17 protein-coding genes and 1 CRISPR repeat array are annotated in these 21493 nt (G+C 39.0%); of the genes, 12 read left to right on the plus strand and 5 right to left on the minus strand.

The window, feature by feature from the left end; translation table 11 throughout:
* Positions 1 to 144: 144 nt before the first annotated feature.
* The 5 genes from UYK_RS0106655 to UYK_RS0106675 all read right to left on the minus strand — a co-directional run bounded on the left by UYK_RS0106655 (position 145) and on the right by UYK_RS0106675 (position 6408).
* Positions 145 to 573: a Crp/Fnr family transcriptional regulator gene (locus UYK_RS0106655; RefSeq protein ID WP_009458800.1), complete on the minus strand. Its 429-nt coding sequence runs from the start codon at positions 571 to 573 to the stop codon at positions 145 to 147.
* Positions 574 to 765: 192 nt separating this feature from the next.
* Positions 766 to 900 carry a four helix bundle protein gene (locus UYK_RS27655; protein WP_308409904.1) on the minus strand — a complete coding sequence of 45 codons (135 nt, stop codon included), beginning with the start codon at positions 898 to 900 and terminating at the stop codon, positions 766 to 768.
* Positions 901 to 1008: 108 nt separating this feature from the next.
* Positions 1009 to 4032, minus strand: coding sequence for an MFS transporter (locus UYK_RS0106665; protein ID WP_009458802.1), 3024 nt, complete (start codon positions 4030 to 4032; stop codon positions 1009 to 1011).
* 404 nt (positions 4033 to 4436) lie between these two features.
* The gene (gene infC, locus UYK_RS0106670; RefSeq protein ID WP_009458803.1) at positions 4437 to 4970 is read right to left on the minus strand and encodes a translation initiation factor IF-3; all 534 of its coding nucleotides are present in this window, start codon (positions 4968 to 4970) and stop codon (positions 4437 to 4439) included.
* 571 nt (positions 4971 to 5541) lie between these two features.
* The gene (locus UYK_RS0106675; protein WP_009458804.1) at positions 5542 to 6408 is read right to left on the minus strand and encodes a helix-turn-helix transcriptional regulator; all 867 of its coding nucleotides are present in this window, start codon (positions 6406 to 6408) and stop codon (positions 5542 to 5544) included.
* 97 nt (positions 6409 to 6505) lie between these two features.
* On the opposite strand from UYK_RS0106675, the gene cas3 reads away from it, so the two are divergent.
* The 12 genes from cas3 (at position 6506) to UYK_RS25995 (ending at position 18580) form a co-directional block, all read left to right on the plus strand.
* Entirely contained in the window at positions 6506 to 8614 is a 2109-nt protein-coding gene (gene cas3, locus UYK_RS0106680) for a type I-D CRISPR-associated helicase Cas3' (protein ID WP_009458805.1), read from the plus strand.
* Positions 8615 to 8878: 264 nt separating this feature from the next.
* Positions 8879 to 9373 (plus strand): hypothetical protein, encoded by a 495-nt coding sequence (locus UYK_RS26510; protein WP_162138635.1) that lies wholly within the window; start codon positions 8879 to 8881, stop codon positions 9371 to 9373.
* A complete protein-coding gene (locus UYK_RS0106695) occupies positions 9366 to 9626 on the plus strand; it encodes a DUF433 domain-containing protein (RefSeq protein WP_009458807.1) in 261 nt (86 codons plus the stop codon). Before UYK_RS26510 ends, UYK_RS0106695 begins: the two co-directional genes overlap by 8 nt.
* Positions 9623 to 10003 (plus strand): DUF5615 family PIN-like protein, encoded by a 381-nt coding sequence (locus UYK_RS0106700; protein WP_009458808.1) that lies wholly within the window; start codon positions 9623 to 9625, stop codon positions 10001 to 10003. Before UYK_RS0106695 ends, UYK_RS0106700 begins: the two co-directional genes overlap by 4 nt.
* On the plus strand, positions 10003 to 13350 hold the full coding sequence (gene cas10d / locus UYK_RS0106705; protein ID WP_016871137.1) for a type I-D CRISPR-associated protein Cas10d/Csc3: 3348 nt from the start codon (positions 10003 to 10005) through the stop codon (positions 13348 to 13350). Before UYK_RS0106700 ends, cas10d begins: the two co-directional genes overlap by 1 nt.
* A gap of 77 nt (positions 13351 to 13427) precedes the next feature.
* Complete coding sequence (gene cas7d, locus UYK_RS0106710; RefSeq protein WP_009458810.1) at positions 13428 to 14441, plus strand: type I-D CRISPR-associated protein Cas7/Csc2; 1014 nt, start codon at positions 13428 to 13430, stop codon at positions 14439 to 14441.
* Positions 14442 to 14446: 5 nt separating this feature from the next.
* Entirely contained in the window at positions 14447 to 15154 is a 708-nt protein-coding gene (gene cas5d, locus UYK_RS0106715) for a type I-D CRISPR-associated protein Cas5/Csc1 (protein WP_009458811.1), read from the plus strand.
* A gap of 154 nt (positions 15155 to 15308) precedes the next feature.
* Entirely contained in the window at positions 15309 to 16160 is an 852-nt protein-coding gene (gene cas6 / locus UYK_RS0106720; protein WP_016871139.1) for a CRISPR-associated endoribonuclease Cas6, read from the plus strand.
* A gap of 77 nt (positions 16161 to 16237) precedes the next feature.
* Positions 16238 to 16831: a CRISPR-associated protein Cas4 gene (gene cas4, locus UYK_RS0106725; RefSeq protein ID WP_009458813.1), complete on the plus strand. Its 594-nt coding sequence runs from the start codon at positions 16238 to 16240 to the stop codon at positions 16829 to 16831.
* A gap of 131 nt (positions 16832 to 16962) precedes the next feature.
* Positions 16963 to 17967 (plus strand): type I-D CRISPR-associated endonuclease Cas1d, encoded by a 1005-nt coding sequence (cas1d, locus tag UYK_RS0106730; RefSeq protein WP_009458814.1) that lies wholly within the window; start codon positions 16963 to 16965, stop codon positions 17965 to 17967.
* A 145-nt stretch (positions 17968 to 18112) separates the two neighbouring features.
* A complete protein-coding gene (cas2, locus tag UYK_RS0106735) occupies positions 18113 to 18385 on the plus strand; it encodes a CRISPR-associated endonuclease Cas2 (protein ID WP_009458815.1) in 273 nt (90 codons plus the stop codon).
* Between the two features lie 54 nt (positions 18386 to 18439).
* The gene (locus tag UYK_RS25995; protein WP_157221813.1) at positions 18440 to 18580 is read left to right on the plus strand and encodes a hypothetical protein; all 141 of its coding nucleotides are present in this window, start codon (positions 18440 to 18442) and stop codon (positions 18578 to 18580) included.
* A gap of 59 nt (positions 18581 to 18639) precedes the next feature.
* A CRISPR array of direct repeats spans positions 18640 to 21459; the repeat unit is 37 nt; unit sequence GTTGCAACTTAAATTAATCCCTATTAGGGATTGAAAC.
* The last annotated feature ends 34 nt before the right edge of the window (positions 21460 to 21493 follow it).

Genomic DNA, 21493 nt, shown 5'->3' on the forward strand with positions numbered 1-21493 from the left:
TTATTTGCGATCGCTAGTCCAGCTTTGGGTGTTGTACAATATGGAAATGAAGTAATGTACCGCCATAGACGCGCTCAAGCGGCTTCCCGTAGGGTAGACGCCAAGAACGCCAAGAGAGTATTTTCTGATAGAGAGAAGAGAAATTCATATTGCATTCATTTTGTCGTTAAGTTCTCGAATTCGCCGGGAGAGAATACCAATAATATTGACGGCGATTTCAGGAGTTTCATCAATTGCTTCGTAAAGCTGTTCTTGGGTTAATTCCAAGCATTCACAAGTTTCTAAAGTGGTGGCGGAAGCGGAGCGTGGTTGAGCATCAAATACTGCCATTTCCCCAAAGGATTCACCTTTGGGGAAAATAGCTAGTTGTTGTTTACCAATATGAACTTTGACTTTCCCGGAGACGATAATATAAAGCGATCGCCCTTCGTCTCCTTCGTTAAAAATGGTGTAATTTGCTGGAAAGGACAATTCATCCATGACAGAAGCCAATCGAACGATGAAATCATCGCGTAGTTCTTTAAAAATGGGTACTCTGCGGACGAATAATAAACGTTCAACGGTAGTTAGCATAATTATTGTTTGTGTGATGGTTGGTGGTTGGTGGTTGATTGTGATGAATAACTATTATTTGTGTTGTTTTTTGATAGTCATATCAAGATATTTTAAGTAAGCATTTAATTTTGGTGACAATTCATTAATAATCGCTTCTACATTATCTAATTGTTCATTCACCAATAATTTACGGATATCTGCTCTTTTTAATCAATATCTTGTTTTATACAAAGAGCCTCTGGCAATCTTTATAAATCTGAGATTATCCTGTAAGTTATAGCGACCGTTACCTTCTGCGATATTTGCACCTATACTATCAACAGCAGGAGTAAATTGTTTTCCAATTTATAACAATATCCCATATCATATCTGCCAGCTTCTCAGCTAATTGGAAAATCTGTAAATACTCAAAGTTAGCTTTATTCATCTTTTTCTCTTCCAAACAATCAACAATCAACAATCAACAATCAACTTCATCAACTCTTTGACTTGATTCGCTACAAGCGGATGGGGATCTTTTTGTAGCTGGGGTAATATTTTGATTAAAATGCGGGGTGATACTACGCTTAAATAAGCGATCGCTGCTTCTCTAACAAAACCTGTGGGATGATTTAAGCTTTCTAAAACTTGTTCTGTGGTGAGACGGATGCGGGCAATTTGAGAAAAATGGAAACAACAAGCCAAGCACCAGTCAGAAAGTAATTGTTTATGTACTAATAAATTACGAATACGTTCATTAACTGCCATTTGTTGATATTCTGCCATCTCTGCTGCTATGAGATATTGCAGTTTTTCGGCGGGCGATCGCTTATCCAAAATATTCAGCAGTAAGGATTTATTCGGCAAATTTATAGTATGTTCTAAAATTTCTAATCCTCGTGCTAAGTTTATTGCTGATGCTGAACGTAAATTAAAAGCTGCTGCTTGGATTTTGTCGATGGGATATAGTAGTTGTAGTAATAATAGTAATCTTTCTTTAATATCACTTTCTAAGTCTAATATGGCACGATTTAACAGGGATATGACAGCAATAATTCTGATACCAGAATGATAAGTATCTATAGTTTCTTGGGTTTTTAAATCTATATATTGATTATAAATTTTCAATTGATTTTCAAAGTCTATGTAAGCAGCATAAAGTTCGCCAATAAAATATAATTCTTGCTCAATTAATGTTTTGACTTTGGTTTGATAAAACTGTTCGACTGAACCAAGAATTCCCTCTTTTTGTAACCTTTTGAGTAAAGCACGGAGAATATGATCTCTGCTATTACCCCGTGAGGTTTCTAAAAACTGCCATAAAGTATCTATCGCTTCTAAGCTGGGGATTTGACTAATGGTGCGCCAAGCGTAAATTCGTACTATTTCTGGCTTATAGATATTAGTAGCTAATTCAACCAACATTGGTAAAGCTTCATTTTCCAGTTTTACCAAAGCCTGCATTGCTGCATTGCGGGTTGATTTGTAATAAAGTCCTCCCAATAAGGCTGGATAGTACTCCTCTAAATGAGTTGCAGCTATCATTTCTATGACTGCACAACGTACTCGCAGAGAATCATCTTGCAATAAATTGGGAATATAAATTCGCAGCGCCTGCAAATGAACTGCTTCTCTCAAGGCTTTGACTGCATTCACCCGTTCTTTTTCTTGGTGATGAGTCAGCATCCGTCGTAAAGTCTTGGTAGCGGCTAATTTTTGTATGGGTGTTCCCTCGCGCAGCAATAGGGCAGCAGCTGTAGCACGGATGATAGAATGTTCTTCTGTGAGATACTTTTCTAGTCTATTGACGTCTGGATCTGACTCAGCCAACCAAAGGTAGCGTAGGGAAAGAGCAAATACTTCGGGACTAACACTATTTTGAGGTAGTTCCAGTAAAGCACGAATTTCTGGCAAATAAGCAGGGTTAACACCTGCTGCAAGCATGACTTCCAAACTGGTTTTCTGCAAGTTAGGAGGTAACTTAACTAGTAGAGGAGCTAAGACTTCACCTACACCTTTGGGGTCAATTTGAGATAAAAGTTCAATACAAGAGCGTTTATCTGTTTCAGTACCTTGTTCTCCCAAGGCTTTAACGACTGCTTGTTTGAATGCACGTAAGTCTGCATTCGTAGCGCTGAGTTGTCCTTGTCCTGCACTTAAGACTAACAGGTTAACGTAACGCGATCGCAAAAACCAAATGACTACTAAGCAGCACAAAGCTACAAGTACGGTTTCTACGACCAAAATTGAAGCGTGTATGGGTAGCAGTTTTCTGCCTAACCACAGGGTAAATAAAATTACAAAACCTGCTGTTCCCGCACCGAAAGCATCAGCAACGCCTCCTGCTAATGACTGAACATGGCTACGAATTTTATCTGGGATTGGTTGGAAAAGTAGAGGTCCGCTACTGACAACAAAGGTGTAACGCAGAAGTTCGTCTAGGAATTTCAGAATTACTAGACCCCATAAAAGATTATAAGAATTACCCTGGGCCAATAAACCTAACAAGGGTATAGTTAAAGGCATTAACAAGCCTACGGTAATTGGTAAAGTTGCAGCTGTATAAAATACTCCAAAACGTTCGAGGGCGCGACTGGAAATAAATAACTGCATTCCCAACTCACATAATCCTGTAATTCCACTTAACAAACCCAAAAAGCTAGCAATATCTTTACCCTGAAAATTTGAATTCAACTGAGTAAGATATTGAAAATCAATCAATACTCCCATTGCTTGTAAAAGAGCGAAAAATGCAAACAGCAACCAGGCGTAATGTTTGATCGGTCCGAACAGACGGCGTTTTTGAGAGTATTGTGCTGCTTCTATTTCGATTTGGGGAGTATCAGGAAAAGCCTGGGGATAATTTTTACTGAGATAAAAAAGAATAAAGGCCCCTAAGCCGATGAATACACCAGCTATGGGCATAATTACGTTATCTAGTCCTACGAATAGCAATAGAAATGGCAAACTAAAACCACTAATGACATCAGCTACTAAAATACCGCTACTGATCAGGGGAAAGGCGCGTTTAATTTCCCGAATATTAAATAGTTGGTTAGCTGCAATTGAGGTGTTGAGATCGTTGATGACGTAGAATGCGTCCACCCATAACCGTAGGAGAAATATGATACAGACTGAAACATAGGAAACGTGTAAACCGATACGAAATAGAACTAGTGGTAAGAACATGCAAGGGGCGATCGCTATAATTACCCGCCGCAAAGGAAAAATCTTTTGCAACCAGGAATACAAGATGACTAAAACAGCACCCATAATGGCACTGGCGATATAAATCCAAGGTAAGGATTTAGCCCCGTACTGATCCAGAAACAGTGCTACTGTGGAGTCTTCTGACCACCGTAATCCTATTGATGTGCTGGTGTAAAAAGCGAACATCAACCAAGTGCGATCGCTTTCCTCTGGTCGGAGATTTACCCACTTAAGTAATTGCGACAAAATGCCTTTTTTAGGAGCAGTCCAATAATTTTTCAGTTCCATGCAGTTTTAAAATTGTTGGTTGTTGATGGTTGGTGGTTGGTTGTTGATAGTTGGTATTCCAAACATCAGACAACACACAACACAAAACCTTAGTTACTCAGTTCTGCATGACCAGTATTAGACTTGTTGCAAAAATCGGGAAAAGGTGTAGACGCGTAAACGACTTCCCATACGCCGTAAGGCTTTCCCGTAGGGTAGGGGTAAGAGTTAATTAAAAAACCCTTTCCCTTTCTTTCCCCTGGAACCTCAAAGTCAGTACATAGCAAAAGTCCTGAGTAACCGAGTATTATTTTTCCCACTCAGAACTCAGGACTATCAATTTTATGTGAATTTGTTAGTTGTTGCTCGTTGGTTGTTGACTGATTCCAAACATCAAACAACAAACACCAAACAACAAAATTAAATTATTTCTTCGGAGAAAGAAGCATCATCATGTTTCGTCCTTCTTTTTTGGGTGCTTGCTGCACCTCTGCAACTGCTTCTAGATCAGTCGCCATCCGCTTGAGCAAATCTTCTGCCAGATCGCTGTGTTGTATTTCTCGACCCCGGAACATGACGGTGGCTTTCACTTTATCGCCATCTTTGAGAAAACGTTCTGCCTGCTTCACACGGACGTTGTAATCGTGTTCTTCAATTTTGTAGCGCATTTTCACTTCTTTCACATCAGCTGTGTGCTGCTTCTTCCTGGCTTCCCGCGCTTTCTTCTCCTGCTCAAATTTGTACTTCCCATAATCCATAATCCGACAAACCGGCGGATCGGCCTTGTCACTGAGCAGCACTAGGTCTAGCTCTTTTTCCTCGGCTAGTTGCAGCGCTTCCTGTGGGGACAGAATCCCCAGCTGGGCTCCATCGGTATCGATGACCCGAATTTTCGGAAAGCGAATTCTTTCATTAATTTGGGGCAAATCGCGAGTTCTTTTTTTCTCAGTCACTGGCATTATGATTTGTGGCAGCTCTTTGTTAAGAATTGAGTTTGGTATTGTGTAATCTGCCTCAGGAACATTAAAAATATCTGAGGACTAAAATAAAGGTCTATATCTAGGGTAGCTAATCCATAGGATAGCCCTTGAGTAATTGTAACTGTTCTGTCATTTTACTCATTCTCAGAGAATTTCTATTCAATAGTTAACCTAAATTACACATCCGCAGCATTTGTTAACTATTGTAGCATTTGTTTGTCAAATTATTGACACCTTAATCTTTCAGTATATTTGGTGATAATACAAATACCAAATCCAACTGTTCAGAATTTATTATTCTCTGTTTGTCCAGAAAGTGTATGACGAACCGCAAAGAACGCAAAGAATAGAAGAATTACATAGGTGGTCTTGAACTGAGCAGAGAATCATAGATTTGAGTTAATGAAAACAAGTTTAGAGTAGTGATTGTCAGTATTATTACTGAGTTTTCAGTAAACAATGCAAGAGTAAAGGGGAATAAAAACCCTACACTCTGAAATCAGTGAACAGTTATCAGCTTTTAACTGTTAACTGTTATACGCTTGTATTCTTAGGAATTAAGGTTCAAATCATAACGCTGACAAAGGGTTTGGAGTTTTTCACAAAGGAGCGATCGCACGTTTTCTGGTGATACAATTACGCAATCTGGTGCATACTGCATGACTTCGCGGATAAACCAAAAGGTACTGGATACACGCCTAATTACTCGCCGCACCCGTGGAGTATCTGGTAGCCATTCATTGAATATATCTTCTGGTTTGGCTTGGTAAGCAAAGGCTAAACCGTTAAATAAGTGCATTTCTACCTCTATTTGTGCCAAGTGCGATCGCCACTCACCAGCAATTGGGATGACAGCAGCATCTTGTATTCTGTCTAAACGCAGACTCCAGTTGTTTCGTAATTCTTCTATATCTAGATTTCCTTCAGTCTCTTCGCACCAGCAATCAAGATATTGACGCTTTTCGTGGGGTGTAACTTTGGCATGGCGAACAGTGAAATTCCACAAACGCTGTGCTGCATCTTGATAAGAAAGTTGAAAAGGCTGATGACGCAGGATAAAACGATCAATTTCCAAACGCCAAGGTGGAGGTAAATTTTCTAAAAAACGCTCTATTTCAGTTCGCAGTGGTATTGATAGTTCGCTGCGTTCGAGAAGTAGTTTAGCAATTTCTTGTGCTTGCTCATTTTGTCCGATGTCGGTTAATGCACGCATCGCTGTGTCTAAGGCTCTAATGCGTGTTTCTGACCAATCGTGATTTTTACCGATGGTTAACTGATGACGTGCGATCGCTTCTACTAGTTTAGAGATGTTTGGGCGATCGCCCCACATCATCCCAAATTCCCGCGCTAGGTTTTCTAACTCGGCTTTATCGCGTTCTGAAACTGACAGTGTTATCGACTGACCTTTGCGACTCATTTTTATACGGACATTTTTATATGGACATATCTTGTCAATCTCTATTTTGAGTGCCAATATAGGATTTAACAACAACTTACGGACACTATTTAAGGATATGTCCAATTACAGTATTTCGCTTAAGCCTGTATATTCCCAAACTGTGTCAACGCCTGAAGGTTTGAAATTACCTAAGAATTGGTCGCTGTCTTGGCATCAAGTCGAAACTTTTAAAGCACTACAAGATCCAAATATTGAGGTCATCTTCAACACAGCAATGACTGGCGATGGTAAAAGTTTGGCGGCTTTTCTGTCAGCAATGAATCATCGTACGTACACTTTGGCAATGTACCCAACAAATGAACTAGCACGAGATCAAGAAAAACAGGTACAAGGGTACAAAGACAAGTTTCAGCCAAAGTATGACCCGCAGATACACCGCCTTACAGCAGCGGTTTTGGAAGACTATGTAAATACGGGGAAGTTACCTTCTAAGCTGGAAGGACTTGATAATATTTCAACTTTGTATGAAATACTCTTAACAAACCCAGACCTATTTCACTACATTCATAATTTCTACTATCTGCGAGGTAAAGTAGATAACCCAGATAGGTTATTTCGCCGAATTGATGAGAGATACAAACTGTTTATTTACGATGAGTTTCACATCTTTTCCTCTCCACAGATTGCGAGTGTAATTAATACTATCCTGCTAATTAAAAATACAGCAAACGACCCAAAGAAATTTTTATTTCTGTCTGCTACACCCAATAAATTATTACAAGGCTTTCTAGAAAAAGCTGGAATAACACCAAAAATTATTAACCCGGTAGATGTTGGTGCATATAAATTTGATGCTGATGCTGACAATCAAGGTTGGCGACAGATTAGTCAGCCAATAAATTTAATCTTTCCTCAAGGACTGGAACCGAATTTGCGTTCGAGTTATGAATGGCTAGCAGAAAATGCTGAAAAAGTTATTTTGAAATTTTTCCAGGACTATCCCAACAGTAAAGGTGCAATTATTCTCAATTCGATCGCAGCGGTGAAAAAATTATTGCCTAAGTTTAAGGCTATTTTTGAACCGCGATGGCAGGTGAGAGAAAATACGGGATTAACAGGGGAAACAGAAAAAAGAGATTCAGTTGCAGAAGCTGATTTACTCCTTGGGACTTCGACAATTGATGTGGGAGTTGATTTTAAGATTAATTTCTTAGTTTTTGAAGCTGCGGATGCGGGTAATTTTATTCAGCGTTTTGGCAGACTTGGCAGACATGAAGGATTTGAAACTTATCAAGCTTATGCATTAATTCCGAATTTTTTAGTTGCGAGGTTATTTGAAGAGCAATCCCATCCATTACAGGAGGGTGAAACTTTTGACCGGATAACTTTTACGAACGCTATTCGTAGTTCGTGGGTAGACAGAAACGAATTTGAAAGATATCCGAAGCGATGGGGTGGGATACAGTCAGCTTATATTTACTCTAAGCTGCAAGGTAATCGGCACATGAAAGAAAAATATCCCGATGTTGCGAAAAAGTTTGGTGCTGATATTCAAAAAGCGTTAGAAATTAGTATCAAACAAATGAACGGACAGTTTTATCGCTGTCAAAATGAAGGGAAAACAAAAATTATTGATGAGGCGAGGAGTTTTAGGGGTAGTAGTCAATTAGATTGTGCAATTTACGATTTAACTAATCCTGATGATCCAGAAGTGGATAGGTTTAAAATGTATAACCTTCCTGGTATTCTCAGCAACTTTATTTTTGAGTTGTGGGATGAGAAAAGCTTTATGGAAAAAGCGAAAAAAACAGGGGTAACAACCAAAAGATTTGAAAAAGCTTTGTGTTATTTGAAGTTAAAAGATTTTCGAGAAGTGCGGGAAGATTGGCATTTTTACTATCCAGGAAATATCCGCAAGTTGGCGGAAACTGGTAAAGTGCAAGTTCTTGAAGATTTGGAGATTTGCCAACCCCACGGTTACGGTATCCAACAAATAAGTGATGCAGTCAGTCGGCGTAAATTAGTGTGCTTTATTTCGGATCGCGATCGCAATTATTTACGCGCTACCCTCAGACTACCAATGCACTTTCAACTTTACCCCCTCACCAATGAACCAGAAAATCGAGGTTCCTGGTATTCCATAGCCTTTGGACAGGATGCATTGTTGTTAGAAACCCTAACTTGGTGTTGGAAACCCAAGGATGATGAAGGATGGATATGTTAGGAAGATTGTGGAGAAAGGGTTTTGCCCGAAATCAGAAGGCTACAGTGTTTCAATCCCTAAGAGGTATTACGCGGTATTTCTACCTATGCAGTACTACACTGCTTTCCTTTCTCCTTATATATAAGGTACACGATATTGTGCCTGTTCGGAAGAAAAAGGCGAATCACGTGACCAAAAAAAATATGTTTTAATCATTAGGCTACAGTAACTATTGCATTTTTAGGAAGTGCTTGGTAGAATACAGACATCTCATGGAGTACTTGTATGCATATTCATCTCGACGCTGATGATTTCTCTCGGATGCCACAAAATTTACGCACTCAGCTACTAGACTGGGTTTTCAAGACCAAGCACCTGCAATTTGAACGTGTACCAGCAAATTTGCAACGTGAAATCAAAGTTCCAGCCAAGCAGTTACATATTTTTGAAATTCCAACCCAGGAGGAGAATGCAGAACACTCACAGGTAAGGCTGAGTCAACTATTTGATGCAGGTATCACCAATCAGGGAATGTCTGTGCGAGTTAAGCTTAAGCGGGAAGTGGCAAAAAAATTGCAGCGAGACTATATTAACGGTCTAGAAATTTCCGTCAAAGGAACTATTTTCTATAAAGGTGAAGAATTTGATAAACCAAGTCCCTTAGCAGCAAAAATAAATGGTGGTGCAATAAATGGATGGGAGTACATTGAAGTTAAGAAAGATGATAAATGGGTTCGTTTGGAAGAACTAAGAAAAATTTGGAGAAAAACAAATGGCTAGAAATGATTTACTTTCCCGGATTTCCATCGATCCAAATATATGTTTTGGCAAACCCTGTATTCGCGGACATCGGATTTGGGTATCTCTAATTCTAGATTATCTGGCAAGTGGTACATCAATCGAAGAAATTCTGGAAGCATATCCCAGTATTGAAAGAGAAGACATACTTGCTTGCATAGCTTATGGTTCAGAAATGGCAAGAGGAGCTTTTGTGGAGCTTCCTTTAGACAAAAAAAAAGAAGCGAGTGCATGAAATTAAAGTTAGATGAAAATATAGATATGCGTGTCATGACCTTATTGCAATTAGCAGGTCATGATGTTGCAACTGTACCAGGACAAGGTTTAAGTTCAGCACCGAATAAGGAATTGATTGAAGTTTGTCGTAATGAGAATAGGTGTTTAATTACGTGCGATCGCGGGTTTGGTAATCGCTTGAAGTATAGCCCAACAAATTATTCAGGTATTGTAATTATTCGTCTACCCTCTCGTTTCAATTTTACGAATTGGCGTGAAGCTATTGAGACATTAATTAATGGCTTAGAAACAGCAGATGTCACGGGTCAATTATGGATTATTCAGAGGGGAACAGTTCAAGAATATCAAGCAATTAAATCGGAGGAGGAAAATTGATGAATAACTTTGAAGATAATTTTGATGACTTACCGGAAGAAGTCCTAAATTTTGATGTGGCTGAAGAAGATGAGGAGTCACCATTAAAAAAAGAATTATTGACAATTCGCTTATTTAAAGAAGCAGTTAAAAAAGCGAAAGGCAATCAAGATGATGAAATTTTAGAACGCTTTACAGAATACGTATTGCCTAATCTGATACAACAGTTAGCAGGTGCGACAGCAAAAGGTGGGAAGTTTTTTGAGATTACTATTCCCAAGATTAATGCTGAACGTGCTAAAAAAGGAAAAGAACCTGTTGACAGTAGCAGAAATGCCGGAGATCAATCGATAGTTGCACATTTACTCAATGGTTTGTTTCCCACCTATCGGATTTTAAGGAAACTGCAATCATCAAAAGAAACAAATCCTGTCAAGCGAAATTGTGAAGATTTACAAGCTTGTATTTTCATCACTGCTTATCTACTGCATGATTATGAAAAATTCCCAGACTATCAAGCTTGGTTGATAGAGAATAATATAGCTGAAAGGGATTGGGAATTAGACACACCTAAAAAAGAAGATGCACCCAATTTAGGACGTGGATACATCACCAAGAAAATACTAGATTTTGGCTTGTATTATTTATTAGGTGATGATTGGCAAGATTTTATTGACGATATCATCGAAATTAGTAATAATTCTGGTGTTAAACACGACTCCGATTTAGGTCTTGCTACTCGTGGATTAAAAACCTTAGATGATGAAAGGATAGATAGTAGAATTCGACAGGTTTTAATCGACCTAGTCTCACTATCTGATTTATTTGCTTCTGTCGTCAAACATCCTAGAGATGTAGAAACTGGTCGTTTACCGAATCTAATTAGCAGACTCAGTAACCATCAATTAAAACTTACGTACCATTCCCTTTCAGAAAATCGTGGTGTTCTTACTAATATCCTCAACAATTCATTAATTGAAGCACACCCAGAAGAATTTTATACACCCTTGCTTTATCTTCCTGATGGTGTTGTCTACCTAGCGAATACAAATGCACCAACCATTACTACTGATACACTTCCTGAAGGTGTTGTTGATAAAATTAAAAGTCTTTGTGCTGAGAAGTTAGGCGAAAGACAAACTGGATTTAATCGTGATGGGAAGGGTTTAAAATTTGCTGATTATTACTGGCTATTCTTTGATGTTGTTGGATTAATGAAAGTCAGTATTGATGCAGCTTGCAGATTACTTCCTGATAGTAAAACCGCCTCTAGTGGGAAACGGGGTGAAAGTTTACAAAGCTATCAAACCCAGGGTGAGTTACCAACAAATCTCAATTTGCAATTTCCCAATGAAATTCGGATTGATAGATTAGCTGAATTTGGTGATATTTTGTGTCGAGGAATTTGGAATTCCTGGTGTGAAAGAGTTAAAGAAGCACAAAAAGATATACCAAAAGCGAAAAGAAAAGTACCTCCCGAATTGGATTTGACTCAAAAGTTGGCAGAATATTTGGAATTATCTGATGAAATACCAGCCATTAAACAAATTCAATCCCTCAAGAAAACTGGTGGTGTTCCTCTAGATTGGTACTATCTTGCAGCACAGTATTTCCGCAAGCATCCCGGTAAAGATTTTGCTCAAATCTTGGAAGTTATGCGAGGAATGGTAGATTATGCTGCAAGTTTAATTCAGCCAATTCTTCAAGAATTTCAAGATATTCCTGATGGTTGGGAGGATTTAAAAACCTATGTCAAACGAGTTATTTCATTACCAACAGGAGCAGTTTTCGCACCAGAAACCGAACCATTTTTACTGGAATTAAAACGTTACAACGCCGCAAAAGTAACGGGAAGAGGAAGAGAAAGCGTTTGTGCAATGTCGAGTTCTGCTTATACTGTTACTGAACAGATGGAGTCAGCAACTTTATTTGCACCACAAGTTTATAGCAACCGTCAGATTTTATTTAACGCGCAGGCTGCAAAACGGCAAATCTGCTCAATTTGGTCAATTGAAATCATGTTGAGACAGATTTTAATGAATCAAACTAATGCTGTGGGTGGAGATTTTGAAAGCCGCAAATATCGCTATCTTTATCTTTATCCCACCTACTTCTTCACACCTGAAACCAATAAATTTTTGCAATTAGCCTACAATCAATTCGCGAGAACGCGATTTGATGCTGAGTTGCGAAAGCATTTCATCACTGATAAACAAATTGCAAAATTCAGCATTCAAAATTATCAGCAAGTCGATACACTGCTGATTAAAGAAAATCTCAACCCAGATGACGATCGCACTTTTAAAATCAGCTTTCCTGAAAAGGAAACTCTGACATTTTTCTTCTTAGGATTACCCCCAGGAAGAGAACCAACAGACACCGAATCTTGGGTAACACCTGCATGGCTAGCATTAACTCTACCACTCGTTCTCGATGTGAAAGTAGTCGCATCGGAATCTCCTGTACCGCCATTTATTAGTGGTGCAGATTTTGAAGAAACTGTGTTATTAGATGGAGAGCATCAAGCAATTCGTTCTTTGATCAAAAAAGATACTTATCGTTTAGATAGTATTCTTCCGAGCAGTTCAGAAAAACGTGAATTTTCACCATTAAATGCGCTGACTGCTGCTTACTGTATTCACCTAGAAGTTAATCGGAAAAAGGATGGTGATCCAGATTGGGGTAAATTGTCAGATTTGGCCAGAGATTTGGAAACAAGTCCCTTATATGTTTTTCATTATCTCACTAAATGGCTACGTAAACCCAAGAAAGATAAAGACGATAAACAAAAAACTCTGGATGCTGTACCAGTAGCAAAAATTCGTCTTTACATGGATTTGTATAAATACTTTGAACCGGGAGAAGAAACCATGAATCAACTAAGGAAATTAACAGAACTCTATCGCCGTTTTTATCGTGCGAAAAGTTATTATGCTAAAGCCAATGCAATCCTTAAACCCATTGATGAAGCTGCGGATGTGATTTTAAAAATTGATAAAGCTATAGCTAGTGACGCTGAATCATTAACAGATGTTGTGGCTGCACGTTTAGCTAAATTAATGAATAACGTCAGACGCAGAACTGCTGAAGGAAAACCAACCCTTGCTTTCGTTGATGGAAAGTGGAAACCTGCACTTACTTCTGAAGAGGAACGTCAAGCAGTATATGACTTCGCCAATTATTTTGTCAAAGAGATTTTTGAGGGAAATTTCAAATGCGATCGCGCACGTTTAGCTGGGACTCAACTCAACTTAATTCGAGATACCTGTGAATACCTTTATCGCCTCGCAGATGATGAAGAACGCAAGAATCTCCCGCAAGCAGAACCCGAAGATATTCCTGATTTGGATGTTGATGATGCAGCCTAAATATGTAGAGACGCGATATATTTCGTCTCTACAATAAATCCCGTATTTTTGTTTAACCTTAACCCTTGGAGAAAAATATGAACTTTTTGAAAACCATTGACGCTAAATTCTTCCATAACGAAATCCCTGCAAAACCAATGGGTAAGTACGCACATTTTATTACTATTCGCATTACCGAATCTTACCCATTATTCCAAACAGACGGAGAATTAAATAAAGCTAAAGTACGTGCAGGAATTCAACATCAAGAAGCAATTAGTCGTTTAGCAATGTTTAAACGTAAACAATCAACTCCTGAGCGTTTAACCGGACGAGAATTGCTGCGTAATTACAAAATTGGTGATTGGGAAAAATGCGATTATAACGTTGAGTTTAGTAAAACAACTCCTGATTGTATTCTCTATGGTTTTGCAATTGGGGATGCTGGTTCGGAAAAATCTAAAGTAGTGGTGGACACAGCTTATTCAATCACTCCCTTTGAAGATTCTCACTTGAACTTTACCCTCAATGCACCATTTGAGAATGGGACAATGAGTAGAAAAGGGGAAGTTACCAGCAGAATTAATAGCCAAGATCATATCTTACCCCAAGTTTTCTTCCCTAGTATTGTCACACTTAAAGATCCAACAGAAGCGGGATTTTTGTATGTATTCAATAATATCATTAGAACCCGTCATTATGGAGCACAAACAACACGCACTGGAAGGCTGAGAAATGAGCTAATTGGTATTATCTTTGCTGACGGAGAGATTGTCAGTAACCTGCGCTGGACACAGAAAATATATGACTTGTTAAATTTTGATGGGAAAATTAACCCACCCGATCCACTCAACGAAGATGATGTTCGTAAAGCTGCAATTAAAGCAATTAATGAATTAATGACTCAAGAATGTGTCACCCATACTGATTATATTGGGGATAAATTTACCCCTTTATTAGATGAAGTCAAATCAATCACCAGTAACGAAAATAAACTGCAAGAATTATTGACTCAAGCCAATGTAGAATCTTCCGCTTATGCACAGAAATATATTTCTAAGGATTCCGATAAAAATAAAAAAGGCAAAAAAGCAGGTGCTGCAACGGAGTAAAAATCATGAGTTTTATTTACCGTTGTCACATCGAATTGCATGATAGTATGTATCATGCCACCCGCGAAATCGGCAGACTCTACGAAACCGAACCAATAATTCACAACTACGCACTCTGCTACGCACTGGGATTAGTAGATAGTGAAAAATATGCAACCACGGTTTCCGAAGAGGATTCCTACCGTTATTTTTGTCCCGAACAAGTTCCCAAATATGAGCAGCATTTAACTCCGCTCAATCAACAGGGAATTTATGTAACTCCTGCTGCTTCTATTCATCATACCTCTATTCTCAATACATGGAAATATGCCAATAATAACTACCATGTGGAGATGGAAAAAACCCAAAAGAATATTCCCAGTTTTGGGAGAGCAAAGGAAATTGCACCAGAAAGTCAATTTGAGTTTTTTGTAATTTCTCAAAAAGAACTCAAATTACCAAAATGGATTCGCTTGGGGAAATGGATGAGTAAAGCAGAAGTTACTGTGGAAAAATTACCGGAAGCGAAAACTACAAATGATTTGTTTATCTGTACCCATCCTTTAAATCCTTTGGATGTCATGTTCACTAATCAAGTGATTAGTTACGATGTGGTAAATATGCCTCCCGTTAGTCTAATTCAAAATGTACAGATGCGGGGACAGTATTACTACTTTGAGGATATCAAAGAACTAAAAATTCCCGTGCGGATGACATACCGTTTTCGAGGTTAATCACTTCTCACAATCCGAAGTACGTTTTCTTTTCTTGGCTGATACTTGCGCCAGCAACTCTGCACTAAAACCTGCTTGATGTTGCAGCATCAATTTGCGAGTTCGCTGGCGTTGGTATATTTTTAAGTGATTTTATCCAATCTAAAAGCATCTCATGCCGCATAGTTTAGTTCTCAATCTCATTCCCCAGTCTCCCATCTATCCTAATTATCTGACTGGCAGACATTACCACGCACTGTTTTTAAATCTTGTCAGTTCAGTAGATAGAACTTTGGGTGACTTACTCCATCACTCTACCGCAGATAAAGCTTTTACTCTTTCCCCTTTACAAGTAAAGTCAAGTTACACAAGTAATGGTAGTGGCAAGCGAGGACATTCAAGCCAAAAAAATTACACTTTACAATGGCAACACGAAAAACCTATTCCTCCGGGTACTCCCTGTTGGTGGCGCATCTCTCTACTAGACGACACTCTCTTTAGCCAACTTACACCGCTTTGGCTGAATATTAATCCTGAACATGCTTGGCACTTGGGTTCTGCGGATTTGTACATTACCAGTATTCTCGGTACTCCCCAATCAACCCAACCTTGGGCAAATGCTTGTACCTATGAGCAATTATATCAGGAAGCAAGTGAGAGCGATCGCACAATTTCCCTTACCTTCACCACACCCACCGCCTTCCGCCAAGGAAAGTATGATACCACTCTCCCGACTAGAGAATGCGTATTTAATTCTTTACTAGCGCGCTGGAATAAATATAGTGGTATCGAATTTGAAAATCTTTTTCTTGATGCTATATTTCCCAGTTTTGTCAACATTCATACAGAAATCTTAGCAGACTCTCGCAGTAAATTTATTGGCATTGTTGGGGAAGTTAATTATCGCATTTTGGGAGAAGCTGAACCCATCCAAATTAAGCAAATTAATGCTTTAGCTGACTTTGCTTTATATGCTGGAGTTGGACGGAAAACAACGATGGGTATGGGTATGACACGTAGAGTTTAGTTGTTGGTTGATTGTTGATTGTTGTTGGTTATTAGCTGCGATTTCTAATCGCTAAATCTAAGTGCTTTATCACCACTATGAATAATACAGAATATATACCGATTGCGGCATTAAACCAATATGCCTACTGTCCGCATCGCTGCTGGCGCATGTTTTGTGCAGATGAATTTATTGATAATCAATACACAATTGAGGGTACAAGTTTACATGAACGCGTACATACTTTTAGTGATGGCAATCGGGAAAACACTTGGCAAATTCGAGCAATTTATTTGAAATCCGAAAAATATCAACTCATTGGCAAATCAGACTTAATTGAATTAGAAAATAATGAATGGTATCCCATTGAATATAAGCGAGGACGTAAAGGTGAATGGGATAATGATGAGTTGCAAGTATGTGCCCAAGCATTGTGTTTAGAAGAGATGACAGGAAAACCCGTCACCACAGGATATATTTATTATGCTCACTCCCATCAACGTCAATTAGTGGAGATTTCTGAGGAATTAAGACAAAGTGCGATCGCCACAATTAAATTAGTAAAAAATCTCCTGGAAACTGGCATCATGCCAATAGCAACCTATAGCAAACGTTGCCAAGGATGCAGTTTTTACAACCAATGTTTACCGCAATTACCAGAAAAAGTTAGGCGGTATCAAGAAGAAATTTAAGTTAGTAGTTAGTTGTTGTAGAGACGTGCCATGGCAGGTCTGTACATTGGTTAGTGGTTAGTTGTTATTTTCTTCTCCCCACCTCCCCATCGATCCAATTCTAATTCCTTCACATAATTTAAAAATCAATCATGGGTACAGTATACATTACACAAGAAGATGCTTTTATCGGTAAAGTTGATGAAAGGCTCAACGTTAAATATGAGAAAAAAACAATTTTGGATGTGCCTTTAATCAAAATTGATGGTTTGGTAGTTATGGGGAGAGCAAGTATTTCTCCTGCTACGATTGCCGAATTAGTTAATCAAAAAATTCCTCTAACTTTCTTGACAAATAACGGTAAATATATTGCGCGATTAGAACCAGAAATGAGTAAGAATATTTTCTTACGTTCTGCCCAGTGGAAAGCAAAGGGAGAATCACCACAAGCAATTCATGCTAGTAAAGGTTTTGTGAGAGGAAAGTTAAAAAACTATCGTTATTCTCTCCTAAAGTCACAACGCAGTTACCCTGATTTAGATTTGAACGGAGGACTAAATCAATTAGCAACTGCGATCGCAAATCTTGATCAAGCCACATCTATTGATTCTATCCGAGGATTAGAAGGTGCAGGTAGTGCCGCGTATTTTAGTTGTTTTAATCAACTGATTCGCGTTGATAACTTTCAATTTCACACTCGCAACCGTCGTCCTCCTACAGATCCAGTCAACTCTTTGTTGAGTTTGGGTTATGCATTATTACGTCATGATGTGCAGGGTGCAATTAATATTGTTGGCTTCGATCCCTATTTAGGATATTTACATACAGAGCGTTATGGCAGACCATCATTAGCACTAGATTTAATGGAAGAATTTCGTCCTGTAATTGTCGATGCAGTAGTCTTAACAGCAATCAATCGTCGCATTCTCGTACCTACGGACTTTATTACCGAACCACTTAGTAATGCTGTTTCTCTCACCAAAGAAGGCTTACATAAATTTTTGCGTCTCTATCAAGAAAAGAAGCAAACAAAGTTTAAACATCCCGTCATGCAAAAGCAATACACCTATCAAGAATCCTTTGAACTGCAAGCAAGATTACTTGCAAAATACCTCATGGGCGAAATTGAAAAATATCCGCCATTGGTAATGAAGTAATTTATCTAGTTAGTGGTTAGTAGTTAGTAGTTAGTAGTTAGTGGTTTACTACTCCCCACACCTCTCACACTCCACCCTACGGGAAGCCGCGCAAAGCGCGTCTACAGACTCCCCATCTCCCCACGCCCCTAATCCCCACCTCCCCATGTTTATTGTCGTCAGTTACGATATCCCCGAAGATAAACGTCGTACCAAAATCCACAATATTCTCAAGTCTTATGGACAGTGGATGCAGTATTCTGTATTTGAGTGCAACCTAACTGAAACTCAGTATGCTAAATTGAGGTCGCGGCTAGCAAAACTCATTAAACCTGATGAAGACAGCATCCGCTTCTATTTTCTTTGTGCTTGCTGTCAGGGTAAAATTGAGCGCATTGGTGGCGAAATGCCAATGGATACTACGGTGTTTTTTGCTTGATGATGGTGCAAACCAGTAGGTGTAGAAAAAAAGCAATCAATTTTTGGGGCTGAAATGCTGATTCTGTCTAAGTTAGAGACTGATTTGATGGCAAATGAGGTCTGCACCTTTTCTGTAAATCTTACCCTGACTAGATTTGAGCCATTTTATACTCGTTTGCTCTTGACAGTGCGATCGCTCAAACGCTATATTTAATCTAGGTCTGCACCACTGAACCTTGAAAACCAAATACAGCAAGGCTTCTGAATTGAGCCGTTGCAACTTAAATTAATCCCTATTAGGGATTGAAACGCGAGAGTGTAATGGGAGCCTATGCCGAAATCGAGTTGCAACTTAAATTAATCCCTATTAGGGATTGAAACGGAATATTGATTCTCGATCTGGTATTTACTATAGAGTTGCAACTTAAATTAATCCCTATTAGGGATTGAAACTTTTCCTCCTTCCCCTTTAGATTCAAAGAATAGATATCAGTTGCAACTTAAATTAATCCCTATTAGGGATTGAAACGACCGATCTGCCTAATACTTCCATAAATTACGACAGTTGCAACTTAAATTAATCCCTATTAGGGATTGAAACGTGCTGTGGGCTGCGAAAGTGTGCAGGCCGCGATGTTGCAACTTAAATTAATCCCTATTAGGGATTGAAACTCGTATCGGCACTCCCTGCCGTCCGCACCCCAGCGGTTGCAACTTAAATTAATCCCTATTAGGGATTGAAACTTTGTGCCCATTGCAGGAGATTTTCTTCTATCTCTGCATGTTGCAACTTAAATTAATCCCTATTAGGGATTGAAACATCCCGGCTGGGCGATCGCTCTTCGGGGATCTGCGATCGCTCGTTGCAACTTAAATTAATCCCTATTAGGGATTGAAACATACAACGCACAGGACTTGACCCATGGTCGCCCAGTTGCAACTTAAATTAATCCCTATTAGGGATTGAAACTTCTGTAGAAATAATCTCTGTAGTATAACAGTGTTGCAACTTAAATTAATCCCTATTAGGGATTGAAACACGGCAATCAAAGTTAGCGCTGGCAAGTGTGCTCGTTGGTTGCAACTTAAATTAATCCCTATTAGGGATTGAAACGCGATTGAAGGCAACAGCGGTGGTGCTGTGCTGGGTTGCAACTTAAATTAATCCCTATTAGGGATTGAAACGCGTGCCTTTAGGCGCGATCGCAGATAGAGTCTATGTTGCAACTTAAATTAATCCCTATTAGGGATTGAAACGCATCACCATTGGCTAATGCGACATTGGAGCAGTTGATGTTGCAACTTAAATTAATCCCTATTAGGGATTGAAACCAAAAAGAAGGACATCAAATTGTTTATGCGTACGCGGCAAGTTGCAACTTAAATTAATCCCTATTAGGGATTGAAACGCAGTGCTTTCAGGATTATGCTGATTATTCCCTGGTTGCAACTTAAATTAATCCCTATTAGGGATTGAAACAAACTAGAAATATCATTTACATCAACAGGGATTTGTTGCAACTTAAATTAATCCCTATTAGGGATTGAAACGGACTTGTCAAAAGTCAAGGGATACTAGACTTTTTGTTGCAACTTAAATTAATCCCTATTAGGGATTGAAACTATGTAAAGGAAGGTGCTGGGGCATTTGTACTAAGGTTGCAACTTAAATTAATCCCTATTAGGGATTGAAACTGCGTCCCCCCTTGAGTTGCAAGCAGCAGCTCAAAAGCCAAGTTGCAACTTAAATTAATCCCTATTAGGGATTGAAACTGACTTATTCCAACAGGGATAAACTCGCCCTCAAATCGTTGCAACTTAAATTAATCCCTATTAGGGATTGAAACGCTAGTAGTCGCGTCACTGGTGCTGCAATCGAATTTGTTGCAACTTAAATTAATCCCTATTAGGGATTGAAACCATTTTCCCTTCAGTTGGAACGCCGTAATCAAGATAAAGTTGCAACTTAAATTAATCCCTATTAGGGATTGAAACCCAAAGGCTTGCAGATTATCGCGAACCACATCCTGTCAAAGACAGTTGCAACTTAAATTAATCCCTATTAGGGATTGAAACTACGACATCGAGGACTTGGACAAATTATCCAATCCCTTGCGTTGCAACTTAAATTAATCCCTATTAGGGATTGAAACAAAGCACTTGCGCCAAGTAGCGGCGCTGCAAAAAAGCCAAGTTGCAACTTAAATTAATCCCTATTAGGGATTGAAACCCCATTGCTCCGAAACAGAGGGACGAGATGTCGAGTTGCAACTTAAATTAATCCCTATTAGGGATTGAAACAACTTCCCCACGGCGTTTGTAATGGGTTGTTCCTACCGTTGCAACTTAAATTAATCCCTATTAGGGATTGAAACTTAGTGCATCTATTCGCGCACTGAACCTGGGAAGTTGCAACTTAAATTAATCCCTATTAGGGATTGAAACCGATCGTGCGCGAGGTAGGCACAAGTGTCGAAGGTTGCAACTTAAATTAATCCCTATTAGGGATTGAAACTCGATTCCACGCTGCTTACTTTGGTGGAATTCACGTTGCAACTTAAATTAATCCCTATTAGGGATTGAAACGAGATCGGGCAGGTAAGCGGCTACATTGGCTCATACGAGTTGCAACTTAAATTAATCCCTATTAGGGATTGAAACTTGGCTGCGTTACCCCTCTTGCTTGCAGCCACTCGTTGCAACTTAAATTAATCCCTATTAGGGATTGAAACAGCCTACGGATACCGACCTTATCAGCCCGGCATCGAGGTTGCAACTTAAATTAATCCCTATTAGGGATTGAAACTTATCAGAGTTTAAGAAAGGTATGCACAGTGCGTTGCAACTTAAATTAATCCCTATTAGGGATTGAAACATGGATCAGTCAAATAGGTATGGAGTTTTAGGTAGTTGCAACTTAAATTAATCCCTATTAGGGATTGAAACCTGGGATTTCATCCAGGACTCAAGATTTTTTATAATGTTGCAACTTAAATTAATCCCTATTAGGGATTGAAACCTCCAACATGGTTACATAGCAATAAAGAATTGTGCGTGTTGCAACTTAAATTAATCCCTATTAGGGATTGAAACAGCCTCAGCAATGGGGTGGGGACATCGACTCCAA

The sequence above is a fragment of the Fischerella thermalis PCC 7521 genome (assembly GCF_000317225.1).
GTDB lineage: Bacteria > Cyanobacteriota > Cyanobacteriia > Cyanobacteriales > Nostocaceae > Fischerella > Fischerella thermalis.

What these genes read in the sequence shown, in the direction of transcription:
- UYK_RS0106655 (WP_009458800.1), bottom strand. Translation starts at nt 573, where the DNA reads ATGCTAACTACCGTTGAACGTTTATTATTCGTCCGCAGAGTACCCATT.
- UYK_RS0106665 (WP_009458802.1), bottom strand. Translation starts at nt 4,032, where the DNA reads ATGGAACTGAAAAATTATTGGACTGCTCCTAAAAAAGGCATTTTGTCG.
- infC (WP_009458803.1), bottom strand. Translation starts at nt 4,970, where the DNA reads ATGCCAGTGACTGAGAAAAAAAGAACTCGCGATTTGCCCCAAATTAAT.
- UYK_RS0106675 (WP_009458804.1), bottom strand. Translation starts at nt 6,408, where the DNA reads ATGAGTCGCAAAGGTCAGTCGATAACACTGTCAGTTTCAGAACGCGAT.
- cas3 (WP_009458805.1), top strand. Translation starts at nt 6,506, where the DNA reads ATGTCCAATTACAGTATTTCGCTTAAGCCTGTATATTCCCAAACTGTG.
- UYK_RS26510 (WP_162138635.1), top strand. Translation starts at nt 8,879, where the DNA reads ATGCATATTCATCTCGACGCTGATGATTTCTCTCGGATGCCACAAAAT.
- UYK_RS0106695 (WP_009458807.1), top strand. Translation starts at nt 9,366, where the DNA reads ATGGCTAGAAATGATTTACTTTCCCGGATTTCCATCGATCCAAATATA.
- UYK_RS0106700 (WP_009458808.1), top strand. Translation starts at nt 9,623, where the DNA reads ATGAAATTAAAGTTAGATGAAAATATAGATATGCGTGTCATGACCTTA.
- cas10d (WP_016871137.1), top strand. Translation starts at nt 10,003, where the DNA reads ATGAATAACTTTGAAGATAATTTTGATGACTTACCGGAAGAAGTCCTA.
- cas7d (WP_009458810.1), top strand. Translation starts at nt 13,428, where the DNA reads ATGAACTTTTTGAAAACCATTGACGCTAAATTCTTCCATAACGAAATC.
- cas5d (WP_009458811.1), top strand. Translation starts at nt 14,447, where the DNA reads ATGAGTTTTATTTACCGTTGTCACATCGAATTGCATGATAGTATGTAT.
- cas6 (WP_016871139.1), top strand. Translation starts at nt 15,309, where the DNA reads ATGCCGCATAGTTTAGTTCTCAATCTCATTCCCCAGTCTCCCATCTAT.
- cas4 (WP_009458813.1), top strand. Translation starts at nt 16,238, where the DNA reads ATGAATAATACAGAATATATACCGATTGCGGCATTAAACCAATATGCC.
- cas1d (WP_009458814.1), top strand. Translation starts at nt 16,963, where the DNA reads ATGGGTACAGTATACATTACACAAGAAGATGCTTTTATCGGTAAAGTT.
- cas2 (WP_009458815.1), top strand. Translation starts at nt 18,113, where the DNA reads ATGTTTATTGTCGTCAGTTACGATATCCCCGAAGATAAACGTCGTACC.
- UYK_RS25995 (WP_157221813.1), top strand. Translation starts at nt 18,440, where the DNA reads ATGCTGATTCTGTCTAAGTTAGAGACTGATTTGATGGCAAATGAGGTC.